Below are 26700 nucleotides of genomic sequence, written 5' to 3'. Positions count from 1 at the left end.
GAAAACCCTTGAAGCCCCGGCCGCAAGTCGGGGCTTTTTACGTACGGCGTAGTCTTGGAGGTTTTGAGGGCTGCCAATACGCGCCGGTGTCTTCGCGGGCTTTTTGATAGGCTTCCAGCCGTCGGTGGGCCGCGTCACCTCCGACGTCAAACAGGTGACCCAGCAGGCATTCCAGAACGGCCATTGCGCCTGTGAAACAGGAAAACGGGTGCAAGGCGCGGGTGCTGACGGTGAAGGCAACATCAGGCTCGACACCTGGTGCAATCACGTCGCTGTCCGAGATTAGGATCAGGCGCAGCCCCTGTTGCTTCGCAATTCGCATCGATTGGATTGTATCTGCCGAGTAGGGATGAACAGTGATGGCGATCAGGCAATCCTGTTGGTCCGCATCCAATAGGTCGTCAGTTGCGGATCCCACATGGCGCGGCACCAGTTGAATGCCCGGATGCGCCATGCGTCCTGTATAGGAAAAATAATATGCCAGCGCATAGCTGGCACGCGTGGCCGTCACGAAACACCGGCGAGACCTGGTCATGTACTGGATGGCCTCGCGCACTTTATCGGGTTTCATGAGGCGCAGCGACCGTGTGACGACGTTCTGTTCGTTCTGTGCCAGTTTGGCTTGGTAGGAGCCAAAGGTATCCTCGGACTGCAGGGCGCTCAACCAATCTTGTCCCAAATCGCTTTCCCTGTCGGTGACCAGAGCATCGCGGAATGGGGTGCGGAAGGCCTCGAAACCATCGAAACCCATGCGTTGCGCCAATCGAACCAGAACATTCGAGCTGACGCCGATCCGGGTGGCTGTGGTACGAATCGGATCAAGACCGAAGTCTCCGGGGTAGTCGATGATGTATTTGGCAGCAGCTTGCAGGGCAGCTGGCATCTGTTCAATCTCTTGACGCAGATGGTCGATAATCTGGGTTGGTGTGCTGTTCATAGCTGTAAAAAAACAAATGTTATGCAATTAGCAAGTAAAAAACAATTTTTGGCAGATTAGATAGGGCAAGTATTAGCCGAGGAATGTGCATGTCGGACTCGCAATCAAAAATCCAAATTGTTGGTCGGCCCTATGTTCTTGTCGCCCCAAATGGTGCGCGGCGTGGGGCGTCGGATCACCCGGAATTGCCGGTATCCACTGATCAGATTATCCAGACCGCACGCGCCTGTTTTGCGGCGGGCGCGAACGGATTGCATCTGCATATCAGGGATGCGGAGGGGCAGCATTCTCTGGACGCTGGTCAATACCGGGAAACGATGGCCGCGCTGCGTCAGAGTGTACCCGGGCTGGACCTGCAAATCACGACCGAGGCCGCAGGCGTGTTCGATGTGGTCGCCCAGTTTGCGTGTCTGGAGCAGGTGTGCCCGGATTGGGCGTCGATTTCCATACGGGAGATTGCGCGCTCGCCTGAATTGGCCGATCGGGTTTACGGCCTGTGTGCCGCGCAGGGGACGCGGGTGCAGCATATTCTGTACGATGCTGACGATGCCGATTTGCTGGCGCAATGGCAAAAGGCCGGAATTGTGCGTGAAAATCAGGCGGAGTGTATTTTTGTTCTGGGGCGCTATACGGCCGGCCAGCAATCTACCCCGCAGGACCTGGACAGATTTCCCAAAGGGTCGTCGCCATGGATGGTGTGTGCCTTTGGCGCGCATGAACATGCCTGTCTGGCATACGCTGCTGGGCAGGGCGGGGACGTTCGCGTCGGGTTTGAAAACAGCCTGACGGATGAGAGCGGGACCCTGTGGCAAGACAATGCCGCGTCGGTGTCGGCGCTTGTTGACAAGCTGGAAAGGGCAGTCAAATGAGTCACGTATTTCCACGCCATACAAAATCAGAGCTGCCGATCGCGGCTGGTGGGGACGGGTGTTACCTGATTGATGCGCAGGGCCGCCGCTATCTGGATTGTGGTGATGCTGCGGTGTCGTGTCTGGGGCATTCCAACCCATCCGTCATCGGGGCAGTGCAGGAACAGGTCGAGCAGATCGCCTTTGCGCATACCGGGTTCATGACCTCGGAACCGGCCGAAACGTTGGCGGATTTGCTGGTCGAGCATGCTCCGGGTGACTTGGACCGGGTGTATTTCGTGTCGGGTGGATCCGAGGCGACCGAGGCTGCGATCAAGCTGGCGCGGCAGTACTATTTGGAAATTGGCCAGCCTGAGCGGCGACATGTAATTGCCAGGCGGCAGAGCTATCACGGGAACACTCTGGGGGCTTTGTCAGCCGGAGGCAACGCGTGGCGGCGGGCGCAGTTCGCACCGATGCTGATCGAGATGACTCATATCGCGCCCTGCTATGAATACGCGGAGAAACCCGACGGCGAGAGCAGCTTTGACTACGGTCAGCGCGTGGCCAATGAGCTTGAAGCCGAGATCCTGCGGCTGGGTCCTGATACCGTGATGGCGTTCATGGCCGAGCCGGTTGTTGGCGCAACCTTGGGCGCGGTGCCAGCGGTTGAAGGGTATTTCAAACGCATCCGCGAAATCTGCGACCAGTATGGTGTGTTGTTGATCCTGGATGAGGTGATGTGCGGCATGGGTCGGACCGGGCATCTGTTTGCCTGTGATCACGATGGGGTTGCCCCGGATATTCTATGCATCGCCAAAGGGTTGGGCGCTGGATACCAACCCATCGGTGCGATGATGTGTACCGCACAGATTTTTGATGCGATCCGCAATGGGTCTGGTTTTTTTCAGCACGGCCACACCTATATCGGCCATCCGGTCGCGACAGCGGCAGCCCTGGCAGTTGTCCGCGAAATGACACAACGCGATCTGCCTGCTCGGGTGGCGGTCATGGGTCAAAGGGTCCAATCCAAACTTGAGGCTGCTTTGGGCCAGCATCCGAATGTCGGAGATATTCGGGGTCGGGGAATGTTCCGGGGCATTGAACTGGTGGCGGATCGTGACACCAAGGCACCGCTTGACCCCGCGCTTGGGGTGGCTGGCAAGATCAAAAAGGCCGCGCTGGCCGAAGGCCTGATCTGCTATCCCATGTCTGGCACACGCGATGGGCAACTGGGGGATCACATCCTGTTGGCACCGCCCTTCATCATCGAAGACGCGCAGATTGATGAGATGGTCAGCAAGCTGAGCAAGGCTATTGCGTCCGTGATCTAGCGGTATGGGACAGCGCGCTTGAAATGAAAAAAGCCCCCTTATGAAAAGGGGGCTTTGATCATTCATTCTGTCAGAACTTTATTTCTGCGGCAGAGGCCCGATCATCATGATCATCTGACGGCCCTCCATTTTGGGCATGTTTTCGATCTTGCCCAGATCCTTGACGTCTTCGGCCACGCGTTCCAACAACTCACGGCCCAGGTTCTGGTGCGCCATCTCACGACCACGGAAACGCAGGGTGACTTTGACCTTGTCGCCGTTTTCAAGAAACTTGAACACGTTGCGCATTTTCACATCATAATCATGCGTGTCGGTGTTGGGTCGGAATTTGACCTCTTTCACCTCGATGATTTTTTGCTTTTTGCGTGCTTCGCTTTCGCGTTTCTGCTGTTCGTACTTGAACTTGCCGAAATCCATGATCTTGCAGACAGGCGGGTTCGCATTGGGCGAGATTTCAACCAAATCAAGTCCGACATCGGCGGCCATTTGCATTGCTTTGGCGGGATGAACCACCCCGACGTTTTCACCTTCGGCGCCAATCAGGCGAATTTCGGGGGCACGGATCTTATCATTGACGCGCGGGCCGGTGTCTCGCTGCGGCGGCGCGTTGTGAGGTCTGCGAGCTATTGGTTCATTCCTTTGATGATTGCAGAATTTCGAGCCCGAAATTTAGACTGCTGCGCGGCCCGTTTCAAGCGCCATCCGCGCGGAAATGGCTGAAATTCACAGGTTTGCAGCGGGTTTATGCGCGAGCCACGGTAATTCCAGCGGCCCGCGACAGAAGATCAGCCCACAAAGGCCTTTTCGATCACGAATTCCTTAGGTTCGGAATTGGCGCCTTCGCGCAGGCCGAACTCTTCCAGGATCGCCTTGATGTCCAGGTTGAAGGCCAGCGAACCGCAGACCATGGCACGGTCGGTGTCAGGGTTGATGCCGCCTTCGATGCCCAGATCGGAAAACACGGTCCCGTCCTTCAGCAGGTTGGTGATGCGGCCCATCTTGGGGCTCTCTTCGCGGGTCGTGGTGGGGTAATAGCGAATCTTGTCGGCAAAGCCTTCACCCATCAATTCGGCCAGCATCTCGTCCTGACGGATGCTGTCAATCAGTTGACGGCCGTATTCCAGTTCCGCCACTTCGCGGCAAGTGTGTGTAATGATGACCTCGTCATAATCCTCATAGGTCTGCGGCTCGCGCAGCAACGAGGCGAAGGGCGCAAAGCCGGTGCCAGTGGCGAAGAACCACAGGCGTTTGCCAGGCAGCAGGGCGTCATGGACCAGCGTGCCAACGGGTTTGGGCCGCAGGATGATCTGGTCACCCGGTTTGATGTGCTGCAGTTTCGAAGTCAGCGGGCCGTCCTGCACCTTGATCGAGTAGAACTCCAACTCTTCGTCCCAAGATGGCGAGGCGATGGAATATGCGCGCAACAGCGGCTTGCCGTTGTCGCCCAACAGGCCGATCATAACGAACTCACCCGAGCGGAACCGCAGCGAGGCAGGGCGCGACACCTTGAACGAGAACAGGCTGTCGGTCCAGTGTTTGACGTCGGTTACGGTCTGGGCGTCCGGCAGAACGGGGGCCTTCACGGCGGTTGCTTCGGTCACGGGCTTCATCTCTGTCATGGTTTCACTGTCGGTCAGCGTGACCGGCATCTCCGTTTAAACGTTGTTTCAAGGCAGGAAAAGGGGACAGTTTGCCCCCTTTAGTCACAAGCTGGCGATTGCGATCTCAGCCGCGCAGGCGGTCCTGATAGTGGTGATCTTTCCAGTTAGCGCGGGCCAGCCACTGATCTTCCGTCTGGCGGTTGGCAAGCGCGTGATCAATCTCGACCTCGTCAAAGCCACTGCGGCGGGCCATCGCATATTGGTCGGCCAGCACATGGCCCTTGGCACGCAAGCGCCCGGTGTAGCCCTTCAGGCGCAGGACGCGAGCAATGGTGAAGCCGCGACCATCGGCCGAGGATGGAAAATCCACACGCACCATTTTGGCGTTGCCTAGGCGGTCAAACAACTCATCCGGGTCCGTATCCGAGGCCACGTCAAGTGCGACCACGTCATTGGCCGCATCTTCCAGTGTGACAAAGCCATCGGTCCAGTCATCGGGGGCGAACCCCGTATCCGTTACGATTACGTTCATGTTTTCTCTCCTGCGCGCACCATCTTACCATCGACAAAATGGATGCCGCATTCTTCCTTGTTCTGATCGCGCCAACGTCCGGCGCGGGGATCTTCGCCCTCTTTGACCGGCGAGGTGCAGGGCGCACAACCGATCGAAGGGTATCCTTTGGCCACCAGCGGATGCCGGGGCAGGTTGTTCTCTTCCATATAGGCGCGCACATCTTCGGGCGCCCAATGGGCCAGCGGGTTGACCTTGATCCGACCGGTTCCGTCCTCGACCTCAAAGAAATCCAGGGCGGACCGCGAGCCGGACTGGAACCGTTTGCGCCCGGTAATCCAGCCGTCGAATCCCGCCAGTGCCTTTTGCAGCGGGAATGTCTTGCGCAGGTTGCAGCACGCATCCATGTCGTTCAGCCGCAAAGCACCGTATGGGTCGTCACGCTCAAGGTCTTCGTCCTCGGCCCGAATGATGCGGACATTCGACAGGCCCAAACGCTCGCTCACCTCCTGCTGGTATTCCAGCGTTTCGGTAAACAGCATTTGCGTATCCACAAACAAAACCGGTGTGGCCTTGTTCACCACAGCCGCCATATGCAGCAGCACAACCGATTCAGCCCCAAAGCTTGAGACCAGAGCAAGCTCGTCGATCTCTTCAATCGCGCCGTGCATCACATCATGAGCGCTGTGATGGCGGAACTGGGCGTTCAGTGCTTCGACCTGTTCGGTCAGTTCAGCACGATCTTTACCCAGTTCCGTCTGGATTAGGTCAAGCGGCATTGGCCTGCGCCTCGGGGTAGAGGGCAGCCTTGAATGGTGCCATGCCTACCCGGCGATAGGTTTGCAGGAATTCTTCCTCTGCGCTTTCGCGTTGCTCAAGATACGTGTCAACGATGCGTTCCACGGCAGGCACGATTTCGTCATAGGCAAAGCCGGGACCCGTGCGATCGCCGATGGCCGCGTTCTCGGTGCCGTCACCACCCAGAGTGATCTGGTAGTTTTCGACGCCTGCACGGTCTAGACCCAGAATACCGATATGACCAACGTGGTGGTGACCACAGGCGTTGATGCAGCCCGAGATCTTGATCTTCAGGTGGCCGATATCATGCTCAAGCTTGAGGTCATCAAAGCGAGTCGCGATTTCCTGGGCAACAGGGATTGAGCGCGCTGTCGCCAGGGCGCAGTAGTCCATGCCAGGGCAGGCGATGATGTCGCTGATCAGGCCGATGTTGGCGGTCGCCAGCTCGTACTCTTTCAGCTTCGCGTGGATCGCGGGCAGGTCCGACTTGTGGACGTGCGGCAGGATCACGTTCTGCTCATGGCTGATGCGCAGTTCGTCATAGGCGAACTCTTCGGCCAGATCGGCCATTACGCGCATTTGCTCGGCAGTTGCATCGCCCGGCGTCTGGCCGTGCTTTTTGATCGAGATCGTGACGATCGCATGGTCTGCGTTCTTGTGTGGCGCGATGTTGGTGTCGACCCACGACCGAAAAACCGGATCATTGGTGTAGGCACTCTCGAACGAGGCAACCGAACCTTCACGGAAGGCCGGAGGCGCAAAGTGGCCTTTGATTTCTTCCAGCAGGTTCATATCCGCGCCTTTGAACTGCGGGCGAACCTTCAGGAAGCGTTCGTTCACCTTGGCGCGGATGGCGTCGATACCATGCTCATGCACGGTGATTTTGATGCGCGCCTTGTACTTGTTGTCGCGGCGACCGATCTGGTTCCACACAGAAACGGTGGCTTCGAGATACGCCAACAGGTCGTCAAAGGCGACGAATTCGGATAGTTCCTTGCCAATCATCGGCGTGCGGCCCAGACCACCACCCACGATAACGCGAGCACCCAGAACGCCGTCACGCTCGATCAGTTGCAGGCCAATGTCATGCGCCTTGATCACGGCGCGGTCCTCTTCCGAGCCGGTGATGGCAATCTTGAACTTACGCGGCATGAACTGGAATTCCGGGTGGTCGGTGGACCACTGGCGCAGAAGTTCGGCATAGGGGCGTGGATCGGCGACCTCATCAGCCGCGGCGCCGGCAAAATGGTCGGCTGTCACGTTGCGGATGGTGTTGCCCGAGGTCTGGATGGCATGCATGCCAACCTCGGCCAGCGCGTCCAGCATATCCGGAACGTCGTTCAGTTTCGGCCAGTTGTACTGAATGTTCTGGCGGGTGGTGAAATGGCCATAGCCCTTGTCCCATTTCTCGGCCAGCAGAGCCAGTTGGCGCATTTGCGCACTGGACAGCGTGCCGTAAGGGATCGCGACGCGCAGCATATAGGCGTGCAACTGCAGATACAGGCCGTTCATCAGGCGCAAGGGCTTGAATTCATCTTCGGTCAGCGAACCGTCAATGCGGCGCTCGACCTGGGCGCGGAACTGTGCGTTACGCTCTGCCAGAAAATCGTGGTCAAATTCGGAGTAGCGATACATGTCTAGCTGTCCTTAGTTGCAGCCCCGATACCAAGGGGCCTTGAAGGGGAGAGATTAGGCCAGAGGTCAGGCCCGGGGCTGCGTTGCTGTTTCCTGCTTGCCGTGGGCATAGTTTGACGGGCCGGTACGGCGGAAATCCTCGCGGAAATGGGTGGGTTCGGGGCCGGTTGCGCCAGCGACGGCATCCGCCAGATAGGCACCGACAATCTTGTTGGCCTGGCGTTGGGCATCCAGCAAGCGAACCTGCGCATGTGCTTCGTCAGTGATCAGTTCCGCTTCGCGCAGATCACGCGACCAGCGGTCGTCCTCGGTGAGGTAAATGACGTCACCTTCCAACAGATCGTTGGCGGTCACTACTTTGGGGGTAAAAGCGCGGGCCATCAGGCGTGCTCCTTCTTGAATTCGGTCAGGGCCTGGGCCGCTTGGCGCGGGGCGAGGCCATAAAAGGTCAGGGCGGGGCCGTCCATTTCAGCGGCGGCCAGGTCATTGGGCAGTTGGTCCAGATTGGTGGCCAGAATGCGTTGATCGGGGCGCGAGGCATTTTCGACCAGCGTCACCGGCGTGTCCCGGTCGGCACCGTGCATGATCAGGCGGCCCTGAATGAAGCGGGCGGATTTCTTACCCATATAGATCGCCGCAACGGAACCAGCACTTGCCAGCGCGGTCCAGTCGTGATCGGCAAATCCTTTCATGTCATGGCCGGTCAGGATGCGCACGGACGAGTTGCGGCCACGGCGGGTCAGGCTTTGACCAATCCCGGCGACGGCTGCCGACGCAGCAGTGATGCCAGGCACGATTTGCCAGGTGACACCTGCGGCCTCAACCGCTTCGATCTCTTCATCTAGGCGCCCGAAAACGGTCGGATCGCCGGACTTCAACCGTACCACGCGTTGACCTTTCAGTGCATAGTCCACAAGCAGGGCATCAATGTCTTCCTGCTTCCATGACGGACCAAACCCGGCCTTGCCAACATCGACCAGAACGGCGGTCTTGCCAGCCAGTTCCAGAACCTCGGCGCTTATCAGGCGGTCATGCAGTACGACGTCAGCGTGCGCGAAGGCTTTCAGCGCCTTGAGCGTCAGCAATTCCGGATCGCCCGGACCTGCGCCGACAAAGTCGACGTGCCCTGTGCCATCATATGAATGCGTAAACTGCATGTTCTGTTCCGCTTGGTTTGACTTGACCTGCAATATAGGAAATATTCCCGGTATTGCGCCATATGGGCGACCAAATAAGGACAAATGTTCTTATGGCATCGCCAATTGGGACGCTGGTTTCGAAACAAAGGGAAAATTGGAATGTCGGTGCGGATAGATGACACGGATCGGAAAATTTTGGCCGAGCTACAGCGCGATGCCAGCCAATCGCTGGATGAAATAGCCGCCCGTGTCGGCAGCTCCAAGACCCCCGTCTGGAATCGAATCCGCAAGCTGAAAGGGGCCGGAGTCATCGGTCAGCAGACCGTTTTGCTGGACGCCGAAGCGCTGGGGTTTGAGGCCACATTCTTCGTTCTGATCCGAACCTCTGAACATGAGGCAGAATGGCAGCGCAAGTTCCTCAAGGCCCTGCGTGACCGGCCCGAAGTGCAAGAGGCACACCGACTGGCCGGTGACATTGATTATATCCTGAAGGTGCGGGTCAAAAACGCGCGGGCCTATGACGTCTTCTATCAGACCCTAATTTCCGAGGTGCGCGTGCATAACGTGACCGCCTTGCTGTCGATGGAAGAGATCAAATCCACCACAATGCTGCCGCTGAATGCGCTGATCGAAAGCTAAAGCCGCTTAGAGCTGAACCATCAACCGGGTCAGCCCGTGGAAATGATAGGTGTTCGAATACTCCGGTTCGTCGACCAAGCGCAGCTCTGGGCATCGGTCGAACAACGCTTGTAACGCAATTCGCATCTCTAACCGGGCCAGCGGGGCACCGACGCAGAAATGCAAACCGCCACCGAAACTGGTATTGGTGACAATCGGGCGCGAGGGGTCAAAGCGCCCCGGATCGCTCCAGATCAAAGGGTCACGGTTTGCGGCACCCAGTAGCAGGGCAACCTCTTCTCCACGTTTGAAGTCGTGGCCGAAAACCTCAACATCTTCATACGCATAGCGCGTGAACATATGAAGGGGCGGATCGTAACGCAGGATTTCCTCGACCAACCTGTCCGGATCACAAGTTCGGGGATCAAATCCCAGTTGCAGAACCGTTTTCACACCGTTGCCCAATGAATGAACCGTCGCCTCATGCCCCGCATTCAGCAGCAATATGCAGGTGGCGACCAGTTCATCGTGCGAAAGCTTTTCACCCTCTTCCTCGGCCGCGATCAAGCGGGTGATCAGATCGTCCTGGGGATCGGTCCGGCGCTGTTCGATATAGTCAGTGAGGAAAAGTGTAAAATCACGCGCGGCGTCTGCGGCTTTGTCCTCGGTCCGGCGTGTCCGGCTGGCCTGATACATTGCCACCATGGCATGCGACCATCGTAACAGATCCGGCGACATTTCTTCGGGTACACCCAGAAGACGGCAGATGGTGATCACGGGAACCTGCGTGCAAAACGCGTCCAGCAGGTTGAAAGGCGTGCCGGGGAATTGGTCGATCAAGCTGTGGCTGAGGTCTTGGATGGAAGGTTCCAACGCGACAATCGCACGCGACGTAAAGGCGCGCATGACCAGCGCGCGCAGCCGCGTGTGGCGGGGAGGCTCAGCCTCAAGCAGGGAATGCGCCTCGGCCATCAACCAGGGCGCCAAGTGGTCGGGCCCAGGGCGTTGCAGTTCGGTGGGAACCTCCCGACCAAAGCGGCGATCTTTCAGGAAGGCCTGTACAGCCCGGTGCGAAACTGCTGCGACCTTCTGGTAATCCTCCCAATATACAAGGTCCCCATGCGCACAAACGGCGTCATAGAACAGATAGGGATTTTGAACAAAATCCGGTTCGACCGGGGATTGGAACACCGTCTTCATGCTCGGCAGACTTGCCATGTGGTCCGTCGAATGCAAGACCCTAAGTCATGCAAAGGGTTTGGTTGATCTTGGGTTTTCTGTGTGCCGTCGGGCTGTTGTCCGCCGGGGTGTGGTCTTATGGGTATCGGCAGGCGCTGTCGCAGCTGAGTGAAAAGGCCGAAGCGGATCTGGAATTGGCTGCAGATCGGCTCAGTACTCAGTTGCAGGTGTATCAGGAGCTCGCCGTTCTAATGTCAGGGCACCCTGAATTGCGCAACCTGAACAATCCTGTGGATTTGGCTGTTGCCCGTGCCTTGTTGCTGGAGGTTGCTGACAAAACTGCGGCTGTCGATGTTTTGTATGCTGATGCTTCGGGGCGCGTATTGGCGGCAGCGCATGACGTTGTAGGCGGCAATGTTTCGGGTCAACCTGCGTTCGAACGTGCGATGCAAGGCGCATTAGGTAGTTCCCACGGCGTCCTGCCCAAGATGGGAAGCCGGATTTTCACCTACGCTGCGCCGGACTTTGCACCCAATGGTAAAGTCTTAGGCGCTTTGATCGTCATCGCCGATGTCGAGGGTATCGAGCAGACCTGGCGCGGTAGCACCGAAGCCGTATATTTTGTTGATCGCACCGGCTTGGTATTCATTTCCAACCGATCCGAACTGTTATTTTGGCAACGCACCGAGGGGCAATTGGGATTGATCCCTCCGAGCGGCGAAAAGGTGGTGTTTTCCGAAACCCGCCTTGGTTCGTTCGAGTTATGGCAGCTGGGGTGGGGGCCATACCTGCCGCAGCGCGCCTTACATCTCAGTCGGGATTTGCCGGTGATCGGTATGACGGGCGAAGTGGTCATGGATGTGGCGCCCGCACGGCGTCTGGCCGGATTGCAGGCGGCTACAGTTGCGGCGATCTGCCTGGCCTTTGGCGCCTTGCTTTTTCTGGCGACCGAGCGCAGGCGTACCCTGGCCGAGGCCAATTCGGAACTTGAGATTCGCGTCGCCGAGCGCACCCATGCTCTGACGGCGGTCAACACTGCTTTGCGCCGCGAGGTTCACGAGCGGCAAGAGGCTGAGGCCGCGTTGAAACACGCACAGGAGGAACTTATTCAGGCCGGCAAACTAAGCGCATTGGGTCAGATGTCGGCAGGCATCAGTCATGAATTGAATCAACCTCTGATGGCGATCCGTCAATTTGCTGACAATGGGGCTGCGTTCCTGTCGCGAGGTCGCGCAGAAAAGGCTGGCGAAAACCTGACACGCATTTCTGATATGGCCGCCCGGATGGCGCGGATCATCAAAAACCTGCGCGCTTTTGCCCGCAACGAAAGTGAGCCAATGGGCAAGGTCGATCTGGTGCAGGTGATTGACACGGCTGTGGAGCTGACCGAAGCGCGCCTGCGTACCGAGGGCGTCACGATGGAATGGCATCCCCCAGAAACGCCGGTATATGCGTGGGGCGGGGAAGTGCGGCTGGTTCAGGTCTTTGTAAACCTGATCAACAACGCCGCAGACGCGATGAGCCAGCAGGATGATCGGCTTATTCGAGTTGCAATCAACAACGGAAAGAAGCTGACTGTTACTGTGCGAGATATCGGGCCGGGCATTGAAAACACGGAAAAACTGTTCGAGCCGTTCTACACGACAAAGGCTGTTGGTTCGTCCGAAGGGATGGGTCTTGGCCTTTCGATCTCGTATGGTCTGGTACAGAGTTTTGGCGGTAACATTCGGGGGTCCAACGCCGGAACAGGTGCGATGTTTACGGTCGAGCTTGAATATTACCGGGAAGATAAAGTGGCATGACGCGCAAGGTTCTATTGGTCGATGATGACGCCGCCGTTCGCGAGGCATTGGCGCAGACGCTGGAATTAGCAGAATACCATCCGGTCACGGCGGGGTCGTTTGTTGCGGCCAAGGACCACATTCGTGATGATTTTCCGGGTGTGATCGTGTCGGATATCCGCATGCCGGGGCGGGACGGGTTTCACCTTTTGAACTACGCCAATGAGGTCGACCCGGAACTGCCGGTTGTTCTGTTGACAGGCGAAGGGGATATTCCCATGGCAGTGCGGGCCATGGGACAGGGCGCTTTCGATTTTCTGGAAAAACCCTGTGCGGCTGCGGACCTGCTTGAGGTGTTAAATAAGGCTTTTGCTGCTCGCGCTCAGGTTTTGGAACGGCGAGCCTTGAAGAACGAACTGATGCGCGGAGATCCGGCCGCGCGGTTGCTGTTCGGTCTATCCGCACAGGCCGAAGCGTTGAGAGAGCGTGTTCGGACTGTCGCCCCCACCGGGGCCGAGGTGCTGGTTACCGGGCCCGCAGGCAGCGGGATTTCGAAAGTGGCCGAGGTCGTTCATCTGATGTCGCCGCAGGTTCATGGCTCGTTCGTGAAACAGCCGTCATCGGGTTTGACGCCTGAGGCGCTGATCCAGGTCTGCGAAGATGCCGCGGGGGGATCACTGTTTTTGGATGAGATTTCAGCTATGCCAGAGGCCACTCAGTATGCCGCGCTGGAGTTGGTCGAGCAGGGCGTGGGTGCGCGTATTTTGGCGGGCACAACGGCGGACTTGGCCGCACTGTCTGCTGAGGGGCGGTTTCATGCGGACCTGTTCTATCGCTTGGATGTGATGCGCGTGCGCATTCCGTCTTTGGCGGAACGGCCTGAGGATATACCGGTGATCTTTCGCCACTATGTGGCTCAGGCCGCCGAACAGTCGGGCATTGCGGAACCCGAGATAACATCGGATCATCTCGCCACGCTCATGGTCAGAGAATGGCCAGGGAACGCGCGATCCTTGATGTCTGCGGCGATGCGGTTTGTTCTGGGGATGCCCGAAGAGGTTTCACAAGCCGTCGACTTGGGGCTGAGCGAACAGATGGCGCGGGTTGAGAGGTCATTGCTGATTGCAGCGCTTGGGCGGTACAACGGAAAGGCATCAGAGGCGGCAAAGGCGCTGAAGCTGCCGCGTAAAACCTTCTATGACAAACTGGCCAGATATCAGATTCGCCCAGAGGATTACCGCAGGTAGTCGCAGGTTCTCCCGTCCCCTTTGACCGCATTATCATGCGGTTAAAGGCGTTGGGCAGGGCAGCCCGCTGGCGCGGGCTGCGGTTGGATCAAGCCAAGAGAGACCTGATTCTTTCGAAGTGATTCGAGAGAAGTGCGAAAATCCGCACAACGATCGTCAGGCGTGTGCGGATTTTCACACAGCGGGTCATGTTGCGTTATAGGTAAATCGAAAGCTCACCATTTAACAGACTAATTTAAAAGGGTAAAAATTCGAATGTGGCGCGTTGTAACAAATCGTTGAGCCGTACCTGCTGATTCAGTTCACTTCCCGGCATCCGGCGCTGATCAAGCGCCAATTGGAGTATCTAGGAAGTCCGGGAGGAAAAGGCTGATGAAATTTCTGACAACCGCTGCAACGGCGATTGCACTGTCCGCAATTGCGACGACTGGCATGGCGGCTTGCGACGATGGTGAAATCGTTGTGAAGTTTGCGCATGTGACGAACACTGATAAGCACCCCAAAGGCATCGCGGCATCGCTGCTGGAACAGCGCGTGAATGATGAGATGAACGGCGTGATGTGCGTTGAGGTCTATCCGAACTCAACACTTTATAACGACGACAAGGTGCTTGAGGCGATGCTGCAGGGCGACGTGCAATTGGCTGCACCGTCGCTGTCGAAATTCGAGAAGTTCACTAAGCAGTTCCGCCTGTTTGACCTGCCGTTCATGTTCAAAAACATCGACGCTGTGGATGCATTCCAGGCCTCGGCGGAAGGTCAGGCAATGAAAGACAGCATGCAGCGCCGTGGCCTGCAAGGTCTGGCGTTCTGGCACAATGGCATGAAGCAGATGTCGGCCAACAAACCGCTGGTTGATCCGTCAGATGCGGATGGCCTGAAGTTCCGCGTGCAGTCCTCGGACGTGCTGGTTGCACAGATGGAGGCCATCGGCGGCAGTCCGCAGAAAATGGCGTTCTCGGAAGTGTACGGCGCGCTGCAGCAGGGCGTTGTGGACGGGCAGGAAAACACCTGGTCGAACATCTATGGCAAGAAGTTCTTTGAGGTACAGGACGGCATCACCGAGACCAACCACGGCATTATCGACTATCTGGTCGTAACCTCGGTGGATTGGCTGGACAGCCTTGATCCAGAAGTGCGTGAACAGTTTCTGACCATTCTGGCAGAGGTTACCGAGACCCGGAACAAAGAAGCCTTTTCTGTGAACGAAGCGGCCAAAGCCTCGATCACCGACGCGGGTGGAATCATTCGTGATCTGAACCCCGAACAGCGTCAGGCCTGGGTCGATGCAATGAAACCGGTTTGGGACAAGTTCGCCGACGACGTGGGTCAGGACAAGATCGACGCTGCTCAGGCAATCAACGCCGGGTTCTGATCCTGGTTGAGGCCGCGCGTCAGGGGGCTGGGGAGTTGCTGACGCGCAGGCCGGGCGGGCCGACATAACAGGCCCGCCCGCTATTACTCTCATCACAAAAAATTTGCGGGGACTAAAGAGATGTCTGGTGCGAAATCCGGCCAAGGCGGGCTGGTCGACCATATCGAAGAAACCCTGATCGCGTTGTTGCTGGGCCTGATGACGGCCGTGACCTTTGCCAATGTGATCGCGCGGTTCGTGTTCAATTCCAACATTCTGTGGGCGCTTGAGCTGACGGTGTTCACCTTTGGCTGGCTGGTGCTGCTGGGGGCGTCATATGCGGTGAAAAAGCACGCGCATCTTGGTGTGGATGCCATCCTGAATATGCTGGCCCCGGCGCCACGTCGCGTTCTGGCGTTAGTTGCAGTGGGGTGCTGTCTGGTGTTTTCGCTGCTGATGCTCAAAGGCGCGTATGACTATTGGGCTGTATTCGCTGATCTGCCGCCCACGTCGGGCCGTTGGTTCCCGACAGGTTTCAATTTCGACGCCCGTAGTCAGAGTTTCTACGAGGTCGACGATATCCCCATGGTCGCGCCGCTGCGATTCCTGGAAGCGATGATCAACTACGACGAGGCCTACGAGAAACTGCCTAAAGTCGTCCCGTATTTCATCCTACCGTTGTCGATGCTGCTGCTGGTGATCCGCTTTACGCAGGCCGCCATTCAGATTTGGCGGGGCGAGGCCGATCGCATTGTCGCCAGCCATGAGGTTGAGGACGAGATCGAAGAAGTGCGCGCTCAGCAAGGAGAGCATGACTGATGGACGTTGTATTCCTTTTCTCGATGGTCATCGGCCTGCTGCTGATCGGGGTTCCGATAGCGGTGGCTCTGGGCCTAAGCTCGACCCTGTTCCTTCTTATGTATTCCGACAGTTCGCTGGCTTCGGTGGCTGGCACGTTGTTCGAAGCGTTTGAGGGGCATTTCACACTGCTGGCGATCCCGTTCTTTATCCTCGCGTCATCATTCATGACGACGGGCGGTGTAGCGCGGCGGATCATCCGGTTTTCGATTGCCTGTGTGGGCCATTTGCCGGGCGGTCTTGCAATCGCGGGCGTGTTTGCCTGTATGTTGTTCGCGGCGCTGTCCGGATCGTCTCCGGCGACTGTTGTGGCCATCGGCTCGATTGTGATCGCAGGGATGCGCCAAGTGGGTTATTCCAAGGAATTTGCCGCCGGTGTGATCTGTAACGCGGGTACGCTGGGCATTCTGATCCCACCGTCAATCGTGATGGTTGTGTATGCCGCGGCCGTTGAAGTCTCGGTTGGGCGTATGTTCCTTGCCGGTGTTATTCCGGGCCTGATGGCCGGTCTGATGCTGATGATCACCATCTATGTCATGGCTAAGGTCAAGAACCTGCCGAAAGGTGAATGGAAAGGGTGGGGCGAGGTCTTTACCTCGGCACGCGAAGCCGGTTGGGGGCTGTTCCTGATCGTCATCATCCTTGGCGGGATCTATGGCGGTATCTTTACCCCAACCGAAGCTGCGGCTGTGGCTGCCGTCTATGCGTTCCTGATTGCTAGCTTTGTCTACAAGGATATGGGGCCACTTAGCACGGAAGAGGGTCAGGCGAACCTGTCGCTGATCAAGAAACCCTATGCACTGATCACGGCCTTCTTCCACCCTGACACCAAACACACCTTGTTTGAGGCCGGTAAGCTGACCGTCACGCTGCTGTTCGTCATTGCCAACGCGCTGATCCTGAAGCATGTGCTGACAGACGAACAGGTGCCACAGCACATCGCCAGCGCCATGCTCTCGGCTGGTCTGGGGCCGGTAACCTTCTTGATCGTGGTTAACGTGATCCTACTGATTGGCGGTCAGTTCATGGAGCCTTCGGGCCTGCTGGTCATCGTTGCACCACTGGTCTTTCCGATTGCGATTGAGCTGGGCATCGACCCGATCCATCTGGGCATCATCATGGTGGTGAACATGGAGATAGGGATGATCACACCCCCAGTCGGTTTGAACCTGTTCGTGACATCCGGCGTGGCGGGCATGCCGATGATGGGTGTGGTGAAGGCGGCGCTGCCGTTCCTGGCCGTCCTGTTCGTCTTCCTGATCATGGTGACGTATATCCCGTGGATATCGACCTTCCTGCCCAATACCTTCATGGGGCCGGAAATCATAACGAACTAGCGAAGAGAACCCTTCGTTCAGACCGGGCAGCGCAATCTGCCCGGCCTTTTTCTTTGCCAGCCACTTGAAGTTGTGGCCAACCTTCCCACATCGGTGGCAGAGGACGACCTCCCCATTAGGGTGATCATTCGGGACGACCCGAAGAGTTTCGAGGTGTCCCTATGTCCTGGATCTATCTGTTGTTCGCTGGCCTGCTTGAAATCGTGTGGGCCGTCGCCATGAAGCAATCCGCGGGTTTCACGCGGCTTTGGCCGACCGCCATCATGGGGGTGTCCATGGTTGGCTCGTTCGGTTTGCTGGCCATGGCGATGCGTACACTGCCCTTGGGCACGGCCTATGTTATCTGGACCGGCATCGGCGCAGTAGGGGCGTTTCTTGTCGGAATCATGCTGTTGGGCGAAACAGTAAATGTCGCGCGTATCATCGCGGCGGTTCTGATCGTGACAGGTCTGGTGACAATGAAACTGGCCTGAGCTACCGCTCAGGCCTTTTGCAGCGCAACAATAATGCCCGAGAAGTCCTGCGCCTTCAGGCTGGCGCCACCGACAAGCGCGCCGTCCACATTCGACACGGCAAAGATATCGGCGGCATTGTTGGGCTTGACCGAACCCCCATACAACAGGCGCACGGACCGCCCGACTCCTTCGCCGAAGCGCCGCTCCAGACGGTTGCGGATAAAGTCGTGAACCTCTCCGATTTCTTCCAGCGTAGGCACCTTACCTGTGCCGATGGCCCAGATCGGCTCATAAGCGACGATCAGGTTCTCACCGGTCGACTGATCCGGGATCGAACCCGACAATTGGCCGCCGATGATATCCAGTGTATTGGCGGCCTCACGCTGTTCCAGACTTTCGCCGACGCAAATGATCGCCTTCAACCCGGCATCCATGGCTGCGCGGGCCTTGGCGCGGACGGTTTCGTTCTGTTCACCGTGATCTTCGCGACGTTCGGAATGGCCCAGAATGACGGCATTGGCTCCGGCATCGACCAGCATATCCGCGCTGATATCACCCGTGTGCGCGCCCGAGGGCGCAGCGTGACAGTCCTGTCCTCCAGTGGCGATACCGGTCTCGCGTACAGTTTCGGCGGCACGGTGCAGCAACGTTGCAGGCGGGCAGATCAGAATGTCGATCGTCGGCGAAGGAAAGGCGCGGGCCAGAGCGTCCAACTCGCTCAGCGCTGATGTGGTTCCGTTCATCTTCCAATTCCCAGCCGCCAGCTTGCGCCGCATATCCCGATCTCCTTGAAATTCGTAAATTCTGGAACCGGATAGCATCGCCAGCTCGGGCTGACAATTGCGGTACCAGCGCAGCCATCAAAACGGCAGCCTTCACCGCAGTCGAAGGTAGGTGGTCGTTAACTTCGGGGGGGCTTAAGTTTGAGAAGACAGTTTTTCGTCGAACTTAATCGATTCGCCACACCCACAAGCGTCAACGACATTTGGATTGCGGAATTTGAACCCGGATTCCAGCAGCGAGACCTCATAGTCGATCTCGGTTCCAAACAGGAACATCTGCGCCATCGGTGCAATCATGATCCGCGCGCCATCCTGTTCTACGACTTCGTCGTTCGTTTCTGGCTGATCGACATAGTCCATCGTGTATTCCATGCCAGCGCAGCCACCTTTTTTGATGCCGATGCGCAGGCCCGCATGGCCGCCAGTATCCATCAGGCGGGCAATCTGCTCTGCCGCCTTAGGCGTCATGGTCACAGCCTGTTTGCCGGGAATGCCGAACATTGTGATCTCCGTTGTCGCGCGTAGCCTTCAATTTAGTGCCGACCAGGCAATGGCTCAAGGCATAGCAGCCATTCTTACCTAACAATTCGCGACTTTGGGGATTGTTCTTGCGTTTTGAAACAAGCTGACCTTAGCTGAGCATGGGCAATTTCAGGCAGTTAGATATAGGGTGAAGCAAAATGACCAAGATTAAATTTACCTGCAAAAGCATTACATTGGCGTCAGTTGTTGCCATGTCTCCGTTACTTTCAAGCGCGGCCTTGGCTGAGGCAAAGTTAAAAAGGCATCCCGTTAATTGTGCAACTGCCGAAGGCGACTTGCGCGCTATTGCAGCCGAAAAAAAGCATGCGCAGGATCAGCAAGTGGAAAGTGTGGTATCAATTCTGCCCGCTGGGGCGCTTTTGGGTCTAATAACAGGAACCGAAAACAAGAGATTGTCCATGTTGTCAGGCGATTATGTAGAAGCCTTGGATGAACGAGCGGCGGAAATTGAATCCAAATGTGGCGTGCAATAAGTTGTGCTTTGCCATGAAAAAGACCGCTCTCGGGCAAGAGCGGTCTAGTGTTCTGGTCGTTAAGCCGGGTCTTTAACGGGGGGGCAAGCACAGGCCCGGCCAGCGCTTGGTGGGGTGCAAGCATGGACACGTGGAAACTATCACCAGGTTTTGGTAACGGTTTTTCAACGCGGTGATGACAGAAATATAAAGCTTTTATGTCAGGGGGATATTTGCCCGGCTTACATAAAGCCAAGCTCAAGTCGCGCTTCGTCGGACATCATTTCCATGCCCCAGGGGGGTTCCCATGTTAGCTCGACGTCAACCTCTTTGATGCCCGCGACGGGCTCTACCGCTTCGACGATCCAACCAGGCATTTCACCGGCAACCGGGCAGCCGGGTGCGGTTAGCGTCATGATGATTTTCACCGCGTTTTCTTGAGTGATGTCAATCGTGTAGATCAGACCAAGGTCGTAGATATTCACTGGAATTTCAGGGTCAAAGACCGAGCGGCATGCTTCTACCACGTTGTCATATAGGGGGTGTTCAACGCTCGAAGGTGCAATCAGTGGGGTGCCTTCTAGGTGTTCACTCGGATGAGTCATTTGTGCCTCGGGTCTGTTACCTGAGCAATTATATAGGGAAAGCCAACGGCAGCGTCCAGAGGCGCAATGACGCCCCCTAAGGGGCGCCAGAAACTTTTAATCGTTAATGTCGTGCCGGAAGGTTTTCACCTGACCATGGGGCAGGGAATACACCCGGCGCAACACCAACCAGGCGATCAGCGACAGTGCCGCAAAGATCAACAGAAGGATTGGCAGAGACGGTGTGAGACCGGGGATAACCAGCAACACCCCTGTAACAGCGGCCCCGATCGCAAAGCCCAGAAAGATAAAGCCGGGCAGTACGATCTCAAGGATACCCAAGGCCAGCGCTCCGGCCAGCCATAGCCACCAGGTCAGCCAGAAGGGATCAGCCATTATTTTCCTCCTTTAAGCATCTTGAAGGCGTCGCCAAAGGCCTCCAGCGCATTGGCGGGCACAACGATCGTTTGCGAACCGGTGCCGTTGCCCAGGGCGTTCAGAGCCTCGACCTGTTTCAGGGCAACCTGATACTGCGCGGCTTCGATGCCGTTATCCTGAATGGCCTTGGCGACCACGCCGGTTGCATAAGCTTCAGCCTCGGCCTGAATGCGGCGCGCCTTGGCGGTTTGCTCGGCGGCATACAGTTCGGCATCTGCCTGCAGCTCGACCGAGCGCTTTTGACCTTCGGCCTCGGTTACCTGCGCACGGCGGGCGCGTTCCGCGTTCAGCTGCTGCAGCATCGCGTCGCGGGTGGCCTGATCCAAATTCACGTCCAGAATCTCGGCCCGGGTCACTTCGATACCCCAGTCGTCCACGGCGGTTTCGACGCTTTCCTGAATGCGTTCGATCAGTTGTGCGCGGTTCGATTGGACCTCATCCAAGTCCATTTTACCGATTTCCGCCCGTACGATACCGGCCACAGTTGTCGCAATCGCACCGTCTACATCACGGATACGATACACCGTCTTTTCCGGTTCGAGAATGCGATAAAACACCGAGGTGTCGATCTGCACAAGAACATTGTCTTTGGTAATCGCATCTTGGGTCGCGTTGGGCAGCTGGCGTTCCAAAATAGATATCTTGTGACGTGCAACATCCAGAAAAGGAACGATAAAATTGATGCCGGGGCCAAGCACCGAATGCAGGCGGCCAAACCGTTCGACCACGTATTTTTCCGATTGAGGGACGATTTTAATGCCCTTGAAAATGACAACGACGATCAGCACCGCCGCCAGCACGTAAATGATATTGGACGTCAGCAAGCCAATAATCTGGTCTTCGATCATATCTGTCCTCTTTTATTGTGTACTATGGTATACATGTGGGGATTGAGTCGCCCGATTTCAACTCTGGTATGGGGTGAACAGTCGCAGATGCAAATCTTTGAAGCTGCGGATGCGGGGTGGAAATTCAGGAATGTGACCGCTTTGCATCCCGTCTTGTTTGCGGTATCGGGCGCTATGAAACTGATCATTGATACAGACCCCGGCATCGACGATGCCATGGCCATCGCTTATGCCGCCGCCGCGCCCGAGATTGACCTGATCGGTCTGACGACGGTTTTCGGTAACACACACATTCACCAATCCAGCCGCAATGCGCGGTTTTTGCTGGATAAACTGGGGTTGGAAGTACCAGTGGCCGAAGGTGCGGCCTTTGCAGTGGGACAAAGTAGTCATGACCCCTCGGATCATGTGCATGGGCCTGAAGGTTTTGGCGATGTGACCGAGATTCCAGAGATTGGGGCCAATCATACGCTGACAGCAGCTGAGTTTTTGGTCGATATGGCGCGTGAGCATAAGGACGAGTTAGTCGTTTGCGCAGTTGGTCCATTGACGAATGTCGCCGCTGCTATGCGTTTGGATCCGCAGTTTGCGACAAATATCAAACGGTTGGTGATCATGGGGGGCGCGGTTTACTGCCCCGGGAACGTCACTCAATTCGCCGAAGCCAACATCTATCACGACGCCCAGGCTGCAGATAAGGTATTCGCCGCACCACCACAGACCGTATTGGTGGGTTTGGATGTGACGTTGAAAACCCTTTATGAAACCGCGGATTTCGAGGCGTTGGCGGGCCGATCACCGAATATGGGAGGGTTCCTGCGCGATATCTCTCGGTTCTATTTGAAGTTCTACAAAGAGGTTGGCGGGCTAGAGGGATGTGGGTTACACGACTCGACGGCTGTGATTGCCTGCACCCATGAACCAATGTTCGATATGGTCGAAACAGGGTTGCGCGTGGCGACCGAGGGGGCTGAAGTTGGCGCGACTCGTCCCGATCCTTCGCGACCTCCGGTTCGTGTGTGTCGGGATGTAGATGGGGCAGGGGTGGTGAATCTGTTCACAGACCGCGTCGCCTCGCTTCCCTGACGGGTTGCATTGGACCGACAGATCGGGCAAATGCTGCCCGGTTCAGAGACCCCGAGGCACCCCCCCATGACCGAGCGTTTTTCATTTGACCTGAAAGCCACCGATGGCAAGGCCAGAACCGGTGTGATTAACACGCCGCGGGGTGAAGTGCGCACGCCGGCCTTTATGCCAGTGGGCACCGCAGCGACGGTCAAGGCGATGATGCCGGAAAGTGTGCGGGCGACCGGGGCGGATATTCTGCTGGGCAACACCTATCACCTGATGCTGCGTCCCACGGCGGAACGTATCGACCGGTTGGGTGGGTTGCACAAATTCATGAACTGGGACCGACCCATTCTGACGGACTCGGGTGGGTTTCAGGTCATGTCACTGGCCGGTCTGCGCATGCTGACCGAAAAGGGCGTGACGTTCAAATCCCATGTCGATGGATCCAAACACGAGCTGACGCCGGAACGGTCGATGGAGATTCAGCGCTTGCTGGGGTCTGACATTGTCATGTGTTTCGACGAATGCCCCGCCTTGCCTGCCGACCGCAACCGCATCGCCGAGTCGATGCGCCTGTCGATGCGTTGGGCCGAACGCTCACGCGAAGCCTTCGGGGATCGCCCTGGTCACGCGTTGTTCGGCATTATGCAAGGCGGTTTGGAACAGGACTTGCGCGAAGAAAGCGCTGAGGCCCTGAAAGCCATCGGTTTCGAAGGTTACGCAGTCGGTGGTCTGGCTGTGGGTGAGGGGCAGGAAGCGATGTTCGATTGCCTCGACTATGCGCCTGACTTCTTGCCCACCGATAAACCGCGTTATCTGATGGGGGTCGGCAAGCCGGACGACATCGTCGGCGCAGTTGCGCGTGGCATCGACATGATGGACTGCGTCTTGCCTTCACGTTCGGGGCGCACTGGCCAGGTGTTCACTCGCTATGGCGTTGTGAACATTAAGAACGCCCGTCACGCCGATGATCCGCGACCACTGGATGAGGCATGCTCTTGCCCGGCCTGTTCGAACTATTCGCGGGCCTACCTTCATCACGTGTTCCGGTCTAAGGAGATGATCTCGGGCATGCTGTTGACCTGGCACAACCTGCATTACTTTCAGGAAATCATGCAGGGCATGCGAGATGCCATTGCAGCCGGAACATTCGAGGCATGGCAGGCAGAGTTTCACGCACAGAGCGCGCAAGGCGATATCGAACCGCTGTAGCGCTGAACCCTTGATGACAGAACGTTGATTTTTTGGTAATCTACAGACTGATTAACCAAGAAATTTTCTGTTTTTCGTTGGGGGTTACGATGCCTCGCCTATTTGGATTCTTACTTGTTCTATCTGCGATTGTGACGTCGGCTTATGCCGACGTCTGGACTTTTGAAACTCCGTCGGAAAACATCCAATGCTCGGTCGGGCAAGAGCTGAACGCCGCAGATATCTACTGCACCATCATCGAGCGCCGGGGTGATCCAGCCATGCCGCGCCCGTCTAATTGCCAATCCGATTGGGGGCATGATTTCTTCATGGCAAATACCGGGCCGGTCGAAATGCTGTGCCGTCCTCTCAACCGTCATCGCGACGGATTTGATCGGGCCGAATATGGTGTGACTGGTAAATTCGGTGGATTTGTTTGCCATTCCTCGAAGACGGGTTTGGAGTGCAAAAATGAGGACGGGCACGGGTTTTTTCTGTCTCGTGCAGTTCAAAGGGTGTTCTAACGCACGCATTCTAAACCTTGTTGGCATGTTTTGTTAAATTCCGTGGATATGTTCGTTGGACGCCTTGCAGTCCGCTAAACCTCGGGCCATTCTGAATCGCGATACATGGCGGTAAGGTTGAAAAAGGGCGATGAGGCCCCACCTTTAACGTCCAAGACAGGAGATGGCCGAGCGTTGCCTGAACAGGGACCGGAGCCATCTTGCCAACGATAAGGATTGAGCATGCAAGAGCCCCTTAATTCCTCATACCCCGTACTTCCGCTGCGCGATATTGTGGTGTTCCCGCACATGATCGTACCGCTGTTCGTGGGTCGGGAAAAATCCGTCCGCGCACTGGAAGAGGTGATGCAGGACGACAAACAGATTTTGCTGTCTAGCCAGATTGATCCGGGTGATGATGACCCGGCAGAAGACGGAATTTACCGCTCGGGTGTTCTGGCCAATGTTTTGCAGTTGCTGAAGCTGCCCGATGGTACCGTAAAGGTGCTGGTCGAAGGTCAAGCACGCGTGCAGATCACCGAGTTCCTTGAAAATGAAGAGTTTTTCGAGGCTCGTGCCGAATATTTGACCGAAATTCCGGGCGATGTCACCACGACCGAGGCGCTTCTGCGCACCGTTGCGGATGAGTTCGAGCGCTACTCAAAAGTGCGCAAAAACATCCCCGAAGAAGCCTTGACCGCCGTTGGTGAAACCGCCGAACCTGCCAAGCTGGCCGACCTTGTGTCAGGTCATCTGGGTATCGAGGTCGAGCAAAAGCAGGAACTGCTGGAAACCCTCAGCGTTAGCGAGCGGCTTGAGAAGGTCTATGGTCTGATGCAGGGCGAAATGTCGGTTCTGCAGGTCGAGAAAAAGATCAAGACGCGCGTCAAATCCCAGATGGAGAAGACGCAGCGCGAGTATTATCTGAATGAACAGATGAAGGCCATTCAGAAGGAGCTTGGCGACGGCGAGGACGGCAGTAATGAAGTCGCTGAGCTGGAAGCCAAGATCAACGAGACCAAGCTGTCGCAAGAGGCGCGTGAAAAGGCTGAAGGCGAGCTGAAAAAGCTGCGCAACATGAGCCCAATGTCGGCTGAGGCCACCGTTGTTCGTAACTATCTGGACTGGATTCTGTCACTGCCGTGGGGCACCAAATCCCGCGTCAAAAAGGATTTGGGCCGGGCGCAGGACATTCTGGATGCCGATCACTATGGCCTGGAAAAGGTCAAGGAACGGATCGTCGAATATCTGGCAGTTCAACAGCGTTCGAAAAAGCTGAAGGGCCCGATCCTGTGCCTTGTCGGTCCTCCGGGTGTTGGTAAGACCAGCTTGGGTAAATCGGTTGCACGGGCAACGGGGCGCGAGTTCATTCGCATCTCGCTGGGTGGCGTGCGCGACGAATCCGAGATTCGCGGCCACCGTCGGACCTATATCGGCTCGATGCCCGGCAAGATCATCCAGGCGCTGAAAAAGGCAAAAACTACGAACCCGCTCATCCTGCTCGACGAGATCGACAAGATGGGTCAGGACTTCCGTGGCGATCCGGCCTCGGCCATGCTTGAGGTGTTGGATCCTGAGCAAAACAGCACGTTCATGGACCATTACCTTGAGGTCGAATATGACCTGTCCAATGTGATGTTCCTGACCACGTCGAACAGTTACAACATGCCAGGGCCTCTGCTGGACCGGATGGAGATTATCCCGCTGGCCGGTTACACCGAAGAAGAAAAGAGCGAGATCGCCAAGCAGCACCTGATCAGCAAACAAGTGAAAAACCATGGTCTGAAAGCCAAGGAGTTTGAACTGACGGATGAGGCGCTGCAAAAGATGATCCGCACTTACACTCGCGAAGCGGGCGTGCGGAACCTTGAGCGTGAGATCGCCAAGGTAGCGCGGAAATCGCTGACCAAGATCATCAAGAATGAGGCGGAAGAAGTCATTGTTACGCCTGACAATCTGGATGAATTCCTGGGCGTGCCGAAATTCCGTTATGGTCTGGCCGAACAAGATGATCAGGTCGGTGTGGTCACCGGTCTGGCGTGGACATCCGTAGGTGGCGACCTGCTGCATATCGAGGCGCTGAAACTGCCGGGTAAGGGTCGGATGAAGACCACGGGTAAGCTGGGCGATGTGATGAAAGAATCCATTGACGCGGCTTCGTCCTATGTGCGGTCAATCTCGCCCCAGATCGGGGTGAAGCCGCCGAAATTCGACACGTTGGATATTCACGTCCACGTGCCGGATGGTGCCACGCCCAAGGATGGCCCAAGCGCCGGTTTGGCGATGGTGACCTCGATCGTGTCTGTGCTGACCGGTATTCCGGTGCGCAAGGATATCGCGATGACGGGTGAGGTTTCACTGCGTGGTAACGCGATGCCGATTGGTGGTTTGAAAGAAAAGCTGCTGGCGGCTCTGCGCGGTGGTATCAAGACCGTTCTGATCCCGGAAGAAAACGAAAAGGATCTGGCGGAAATTCCGGACAACGTGAAAGAAGGGTTGGAAATCATCCCGGTTACACATGTCTCGGAAGTTCTGAAACACGCGCTGATCCGCGAGCCTGAGCCTGTCGAATGGGATGAAGCCGCAGAAGAGGCCGCCGCAGCAGCGGCCAAAGCGGCCGAAGGTGCCAGCCCATCGGCAACAGCGCATTGAGCAAA

General features: G+C 56.9%; 28 protein-coding genes. 14 read left to right on the top strand and 14 right to left on the bottom strand.

Annotated elements, in window-relative coordinates; genetic code table 11:
* Positions 1-37 precede the first annotated feature (37 nt).
* A complete protein-coding gene (locus tag ACR0LY_RS04170; protein WP_170348547.1) occupies positions 38-937 on the bottom strand; it encodes a MurR/RpiR family transcriptional regulator in 900 nt (299 codons plus the stop codon).
* 89 nt (positions 938-1026) lie between these two features.
* On the opposite strand from ACR0LY_RS04170, the gene ACR0LY_RS04165 reads away from it, so the two are divergent.
* Both ACR0LY_RS04165 and ACR0LY_RS04160 read left to right on the top strand, forming a co-directional pair.
* Complete coding sequence (locus ACR0LY_RS04165) at positions 1027-1806, top strand: beta-keto acid cleavage family enzyme (RefSeq protein WP_170348548.1); 780 nt, start codon at positions 1027-1029, stop codon at positions 1804-1806.
* Positions 1803-3119: an aspartate aminotransferase family protein gene (locus ACR0LY_RS04160; protein WP_170348549.1), complete on the top strand. Its 1317-nt coding sequence runs from the start codon at positions 1803-1805 to the stop codon at positions 3117-3119. Before ACR0LY_RS04165 ends, ACR0LY_RS04160 begins: the two co-directional genes overlap by 4 nt.
* Before the next feature lie 78 nt (positions 3120-3197).
* On the opposite strand, the gene infC is transcribed toward ACR0LY_RS04160, so the two are convergent.
* From infC to cobA, 7 genes are all read right to left on the bottom strand, one after another.
* Positions 3198-3659 (bottom strand): translation initiation factor IF-3, encoded by a 462-nt coding sequence (gene infC, locus ACR0LY_RS04155; protein WP_238528775.1) that lies wholly within the window; start codon positions 3657-3659, stop codon positions 3198-3200.
* Positions 3660-3904: 245 nt separating this feature from the next.
* Positions 3905-4738, bottom strand: a complete 834-nt coding sequence (locus ACR0LY_RS04150) for a ferredoxin--NADP reductase (RefSeq protein ID WP_170349391.1) — start codon at positions 4736-4738, stop codon at positions 3905-3907.
* Between the two features lie 106 nt (positions 4739-4844).
* The gene (locus ACR0LY_RS04145; RefSeq protein ID WP_170348550.1) at positions 4845-5252 is read right to left on the bottom strand and encodes a DUF934 domain-containing protein; all 408 of its coding nucleotides are present in this window, start codon (positions 5250-5252) and stop codon (positions 4845-4847) included.
* Positions 5249-6010 carry a phosphoadenylyl-sulfate reductase gene (locus ACR0LY_RS04140; RefSeq protein WP_170348551.1) on the bottom strand — a complete coding sequence of 254 codons (762 nt, stop codon included), beginning with the start codon at positions 6008-6010 and terminating at the stop codon, positions 5249-5251. Before ACR0LY_RS04140 ends, ACR0LY_RS04145 begins: the two co-directional genes overlap by 4 nt.
* Positions 6000-7664: a nitrite/sulfite reductase gene (locus ACR0LY_RS04135; RefSeq protein WP_170348552.1), complete on the bottom strand. Its 1665-nt coding sequence runs from the start codon at positions 7662-7664 to the stop codon at positions 6000-6002. Before ACR0LY_RS04135 ends, ACR0LY_RS04140 begins: the two co-directional genes overlap by 11 nt.
* Before the next feature lie 66 nt (positions 7665-7730).
* Positions 7731-8045, bottom strand: coding sequence for a DUF2849 domain-containing protein (locus ACR0LY_RS04130; protein WP_170348553.1), 315 nt, complete (start codon positions 8043-8045; stop codon positions 7731-7733).
* Positions 8045-8821, bottom strand: a complete 777-nt coding sequence (cobA, locus tag ACR0LY_RS04125) for a uroporphyrinogen-III C-methyltransferase (protein WP_170348554.1) — start codon at positions 8819-8821, stop codon at positions 8045-8047. Before cobA ends, ACR0LY_RS04130 begins: the two co-directional genes overlap by 1 nt.
* Before the next feature lie 141 nt (positions 8822-8962).
* On the opposite strand from cobA, the gene ACR0LY_RS04120 reads away from it, so the two are divergent.
* Positions 8963-9442: an Lrp/AsnC family transcriptional regulator gene (locus ACR0LY_RS04120; protein ID WP_170348555.1), complete on the top strand. Its 480-nt coding sequence runs from the start codon at positions 8963-8965 to the stop codon at positions 9440-9442.
* Positions 9443-9448: 6 nt separating this feature from the next.
* Here ACR0LY_RS04120 and ACR0LY_RS04115 read toward each other — a convergent pair whose 3' ends face one another.
* Positions 9449-10621 carry a cytochrome P450 gene (locus ACR0LY_RS04115; protein WP_170349393.1) on the bottom strand — a complete coding sequence of 391 codons (1173 nt, stop codon included), beginning with the start codon at positions 10619-10621 and terminating at the stop codon, positions 9449-9451.
* A gap of 47 nt (positions 10622-10668) precedes the next feature.
* Between ACR0LY_RS04115 and ACR0LY_RS04110 the strand changes: the two genes are divergently transcribed.
* From ACR0LY_RS04110 to ACR0LY_RS04085, 6 genes are all read left to right on the top strand, one after another.
* The gene (locus ACR0LY_RS04110) at positions 10669-12402 is read left to right on the top strand and encodes a sensor histidine kinase (RefSeq protein ID WP_170348556.1); all 1734 of its coding nucleotides are present in this window, start codon (positions 10669-10671) and stop codon (positions 12400-12402) included.
* Positions 12399-13628 carry a sigma-54-dependent transcriptional regulator gene (locus ACR0LY_RS04105; protein WP_170348557.1) on the top strand — a complete coding sequence of 410 codons (1230 nt, stop codon included), beginning with the start codon at positions 12399-12401 and terminating at the stop codon, positions 13626-13628. Before ACR0LY_RS04110 ends, ACR0LY_RS04105 begins: the two co-directional genes overlap by 4 nt.
* A 372-nt stretch (positions 13629-14000) precedes the next feature.
* Positions 14001-15002 carry a DctP family TRAP transporter solute-binding subunit gene (locus ACR0LY_RS04100; RefSeq protein WP_302476798.1) on the top strand — a complete coding sequence of 334 codons (1002 nt, stop codon included), beginning with the start codon at positions 14001-14003 and terminating at the stop codon, positions 15000-15002.
* A gap of 120 nt (positions 15003-15122) precedes the next feature.
* Positions 15123-15800 (top strand): TRAP transporter small permease, encoded by a 678-nt coding sequence (locus ACR0LY_RS04095; protein ID WP_170348558.1) that lies wholly within the window; start codon positions 15123-15125, stop codon positions 15798-15800.
* Complete coding sequence (locus tag ACR0LY_RS04090; protein WP_170348559.1) at positions 15800-17176, top strand: TRAP transporter large permease; 1377 nt, start codon at positions 15800-15802, stop codon at positions 17174-17176. The genes ACR0LY_RS04095 and ACR0LY_RS04090 overlap by 1 nt, the downstream gene beginning before the upstream one ends.
* A 161-nt stretch (positions 17177-17337) precedes the next feature.
* A complete protein-coding gene (locus tag ACR0LY_RS04085; protein WP_170348560.1) occupies positions 17338-17649 on the top strand; it encodes a DMT family transporter in 312 nt (103 codons plus the stop codon).
* 8 nt (positions 17650-17657) lie between these two features.
* On the opposite strand, the gene tpiA is transcribed toward ACR0LY_RS04085, so the two are convergent.
* Both tpiA and ACR0LY_RS04075 read right to left on the bottom strand, forming a co-directional pair.
* Positions 17658-18407 (bottom strand): triose-phosphate isomerase, encoded by a 750-nt coding sequence (gene tpiA / locus ACR0LY_RS04080; protein ID WP_170348561.1) that lies wholly within the window; start codon positions 18405-18407, stop codon positions 17658-17660.
* Positions 18408-18548: 141 nt separating this feature from the next.
* On the bottom strand, positions 18549-18914 hold the full coding sequence (locus ACR0LY_RS04075) for a HesB/IscA family protein (RefSeq protein WP_170348562.1): 366 nt from the start codon (positions 18912-18914) through the stop codon (positions 18549-18551).
* Positions 18915-19093: 179 nt separating this feature from the next.
* On the opposite strand from ACR0LY_RS04075, the gene ACR0LY_RS04070 reads away from it, so the two are divergent.
* Positions 19094-19429, top strand: coding sequence for a hypothetical protein (locus tag ACR0LY_RS04070; RefSeq protein WP_170348563.1), 336 nt, complete (start codon positions 19094-19096; stop codon positions 19427-19429).
* A gap of 221 nt (positions 19430-19650) precedes the next feature.
* Here ACR0LY_RS04070 and ACR0LY_RS04065 read toward each other — a convergent pair whose 3' ends face one another.
* From ACR0LY_RS04065 to ACR0LY_RS04055, 3 genes are all read right to left on the bottom strand, one after another.
* A complete protein-coding gene (locus ACR0LY_RS04065; protein WP_170348564.1) occupies positions 19651-20013 on the bottom strand; it encodes an SUF system Fe-S cluster assembly protein in 363 nt (120 codons plus the stop codon).
* Positions 20014-20109: 96 nt separating this feature from the next.
* Entirely contained in the window at positions 20110-20388 is a 279-nt protein-coding gene (locus tag ACR0LY_RS04060) for an NfeD family protein (protein WP_170348565.1), read from the bottom strand.
* Positions 20388-21278, bottom strand: a complete 891-nt coding sequence (locus ACR0LY_RS04055) for an SPFH domain-containing protein (protein ID WP_170348566.1) — start codon at positions 21276-21278, stop codon at positions 20388-20390. Before ACR0LY_RS04055 ends, ACR0LY_RS04060 begins: the two co-directional genes overlap by 1 nt.
* 174 nt (positions 21279-21452) lie before the next feature.
* Here ACR0LY_RS04055 and ACR0LY_RS04050 point away from each other — a divergent pair, with 174 nt between their 5' ends.
* From ACR0LY_RS04050 to lon, 4 genes are all read left to right on the top strand, one after another.
* Positions 21453-22364 carry a nucleoside hydrolase gene (locus ACR0LY_RS04050; RefSeq protein ID WP_170349397.1) on the top strand — a complete coding sequence of 304 codons (912 nt, stop codon included), beginning with the start codon at positions 21453-21455 and terminating at the stop codon, positions 22362-22364.
* Positions 22365-22430: 66 nt separating this feature from the next.
* On the top strand, positions 22431-23561 hold the full coding sequence (gene tgt, locus ACR0LY_RS04045) for a tRNA guanosine(34) transglycosylase Tgt (RefSeq protein ID WP_170348567.1): 1131 nt from the start codon (positions 22431-22433) through the stop codon (positions 23559-23561).
* Between the two features lie 89 nt (positions 23562-23650).
* Positions 23651-24064 carry a DUF6636 domain-containing protein gene (locus tag ACR0LY_RS04040; protein WP_170348568.1) on the top strand — a complete coding sequence of 138 codons (414 nt, stop codon included), beginning with the start codon at positions 23651-23653 and terminating at the stop codon, positions 24062-24064.
* A gap of 222 nt (positions 24065-24286) precedes the next feature.
* Positions 24287-26695, top strand: coding sequence for an endopeptidase La (lon, locus tag ACR0LY_RS04035; protein ID WP_170348569.1), 2409 nt, complete (start codon positions 24287-24289; stop codon positions 26693-26695).
* Positions 26696-26700: the final 5 nt, after the last annotated feature.

The sequence above is a fragment of the Ruegeria sp. BC5 genome, assembly GCF_056539205.1.
This window is presented reverse-complemented; position numbering and strand designations above follow the sequence as displayed.

What these genes read in the sequence shown, in the direction of transcription:
- ACR0LY_RS04170 (WP_170348547.1), bottom strand. Translation starts at nt 937, where the DNA reads ATGAACAGCACACCAACCCAGATTATCGACCATCTGCGTCAAGAGATT.
- ACR0LY_RS04165 (WP_170348548.1), top strand. Translation starts at nt 1,027, where the DNA reads ATGTCGGACTCGCAATCAAAAATCCAAATTGTTGGTCGGCCCTATGTT.
- ACR0LY_RS04160 (WP_170348549.1), top strand. Translation starts at nt 1,803, where the DNA reads ATGAGTCACGTATTTCCACGCCATACAAAATCAGAGCTGCCGATCGCG.
- ACR0LY_RS04150 (WP_170349391.1), bottom strand. Translation starts at nt 4,738, where the DNA reads ATGACAGAGATGAAGCCCGTGACCGAAGCAACCGCCGTGAAGGCCCCC.
- ACR0LY_RS04145 (WP_170348550.1), bottom strand. Translation starts at nt 5,252, where the DNA reads ATGAACGTAATCGTAACGGATACGGGGTTCGCCCCCGATGACTGGACC.
- ACR0LY_RS04140 (WP_170348551.1), bottom strand. Translation starts at nt 6,010, where the DNA reads ATGCCGCTTGACCTAATCCAGACGGAACTGGGTAAAGATCGTGCTGAA.
- ACR0LY_RS04135 (WP_170348552.1), bottom strand. Translation starts at nt 7,664, where the DNA reads ATGTATCGCTACTCCGAATTTGACCACGATTTTCTGGCAGAGCGTAAC.
- ACR0LY_RS04130 (WP_170348553.1), bottom strand. Translation starts at nt 8,045, where the DNA reads ATGGCCCGCGCTTTTACCCCCAAAGTAGTGACCGCCAACGATCTGTTG.
- cobA (WP_170348554.1), bottom strand. Translation starts at nt 8,821, where the DNA reads ATGCAGTTTACGCATTCATATGATGGCACAGGGCACGTCGACTTTGTC.
- ACR0LY_RS04120 (WP_170348555.1), top strand. Translation starts at nt 8,963, where the DNA reads ATGTCGGTGCGGATAGATGACACGGATCGGAAAATTTTGGCCGAGCTA.
- ACR0LY_RS04115 (WP_170349393.1), bottom strand. Translation starts at nt 10,621, where the DNA reads ATGAAGACGGTGTTCCAATCCCCGGTCGAACCGGATTTTGTTCAAAAT.
- ACR0LY_RS04110 (WP_170348556.1), top strand. Translation starts at nt 10,669, where the DNA reads ATGCAAAGGGTTTGGTTGATCTTGGGTTTTCTGTGTGCCGTCGGGCTG.
- ACR0LY_RS04105 (WP_170348557.1), top strand. Translation starts at nt 12,399, where the DNA reads ATGACGCGCAAGGTTCTATTGGTCGATGATGACGCCGCCGTTCGCGAG.
- ACR0LY_RS04100 (WP_302476798.1), top strand. Translation starts at nt 14,001, where the DNA reads ATGAAATTTCTGACAACCGCTGCAACGGCGATTGCACTGTCCGCAATT.
- ACR0LY_RS04095 (WP_170348558.1), top strand. Translation starts at nt 15,123, where the DNA reads ATGTCTGGTGCGAAATCCGGCCAAGGCGGGCTGGTCGACCATATCGAA.
- ACR0LY_RS04090 (WP_170348559.1), top strand. Translation starts at nt 15,800, where the DNA reads ATGGACGTTGTATTCCTTTTCTCGATGGTCATCGGCCTGCTGCTGATC.
- ACR0LY_RS04085 (WP_170348560.1), top strand. Translation starts at nt 17,338, where the DNA reads ATGTCCTGGATCTATCTGTTGTTCGCTGGCCTGCTTGAAATCGTGTGG.
- tpiA (WP_170348561.1), bottom strand. Translation starts at nt 18,407, where the DNA reads ATGCGGCGCAAGCTGGCGGCTGGGAATTGGAAGATGAACGGAACCACA.
- ACR0LY_RS04075 (WP_170348562.1), bottom strand. Translation starts at nt 18,914, where the DNA reads ATGTTCGGCATTCCCGGCAAACAGGCTGTGACCATGACGCCTAAGGCG.
- ACR0LY_RS04070 (WP_170348563.1), top strand. Translation starts at nt 19,094, where the DNA reads ATGACCAAGATTAAATTTACCTGCAAAAGCATTACATTGGCGTCAGTT.
- ACR0LY_RS04065 (WP_170348564.1), bottom strand. Translation starts at nt 20,013, where the DNA reads ATGACTCATCCGAGTGAACACCTAGAAGGCACCCCACTGATTGCACCT.
- ACR0LY_RS04060 (WP_170348565.1), bottom strand. Translation starts at nt 20,388, where the DNA reads ATGGCTGATCCCTTCTGGCTGACCTGGTGGCTATGGCTGGCCGGAGCG.
- ACR0LY_RS04055 (WP_170348566.1), bottom strand. Translation starts at nt 21,278, where the DNA reads ATGATCGAAGACCAGATTATTGGCTTGCTGACGTCCAATATCATTTAC.
- ACR0LY_RS04050 (WP_170349397.1), top strand. Translation starts at nt 21,453, where the DNA reads ATGAAACTGATCATTGATACAGACCCCGGCATCGACGATGCCATGGCC.
- tgt (WP_170348567.1), top strand. Translation starts at nt 22,431, where the DNA reads ATGACCGAGCGTTTTTCATTTGACCTGAAAGCCACCGATGGCAAGGCC.
- ACR0LY_RS04040 (WP_170348568.1), top strand. Translation starts at nt 23,651, where the DNA reads ATGCCTCGCCTATTTGGATTCTTACTTGTTCTATCTGCGATTGTGACG.
- lon (WP_170348569.1), top strand. Translation starts at nt 24,287, where the DNA reads ATGCAAGAGCCCCTTAATTCCTCATACCCCGTACTTCCGCTGCGCGAT.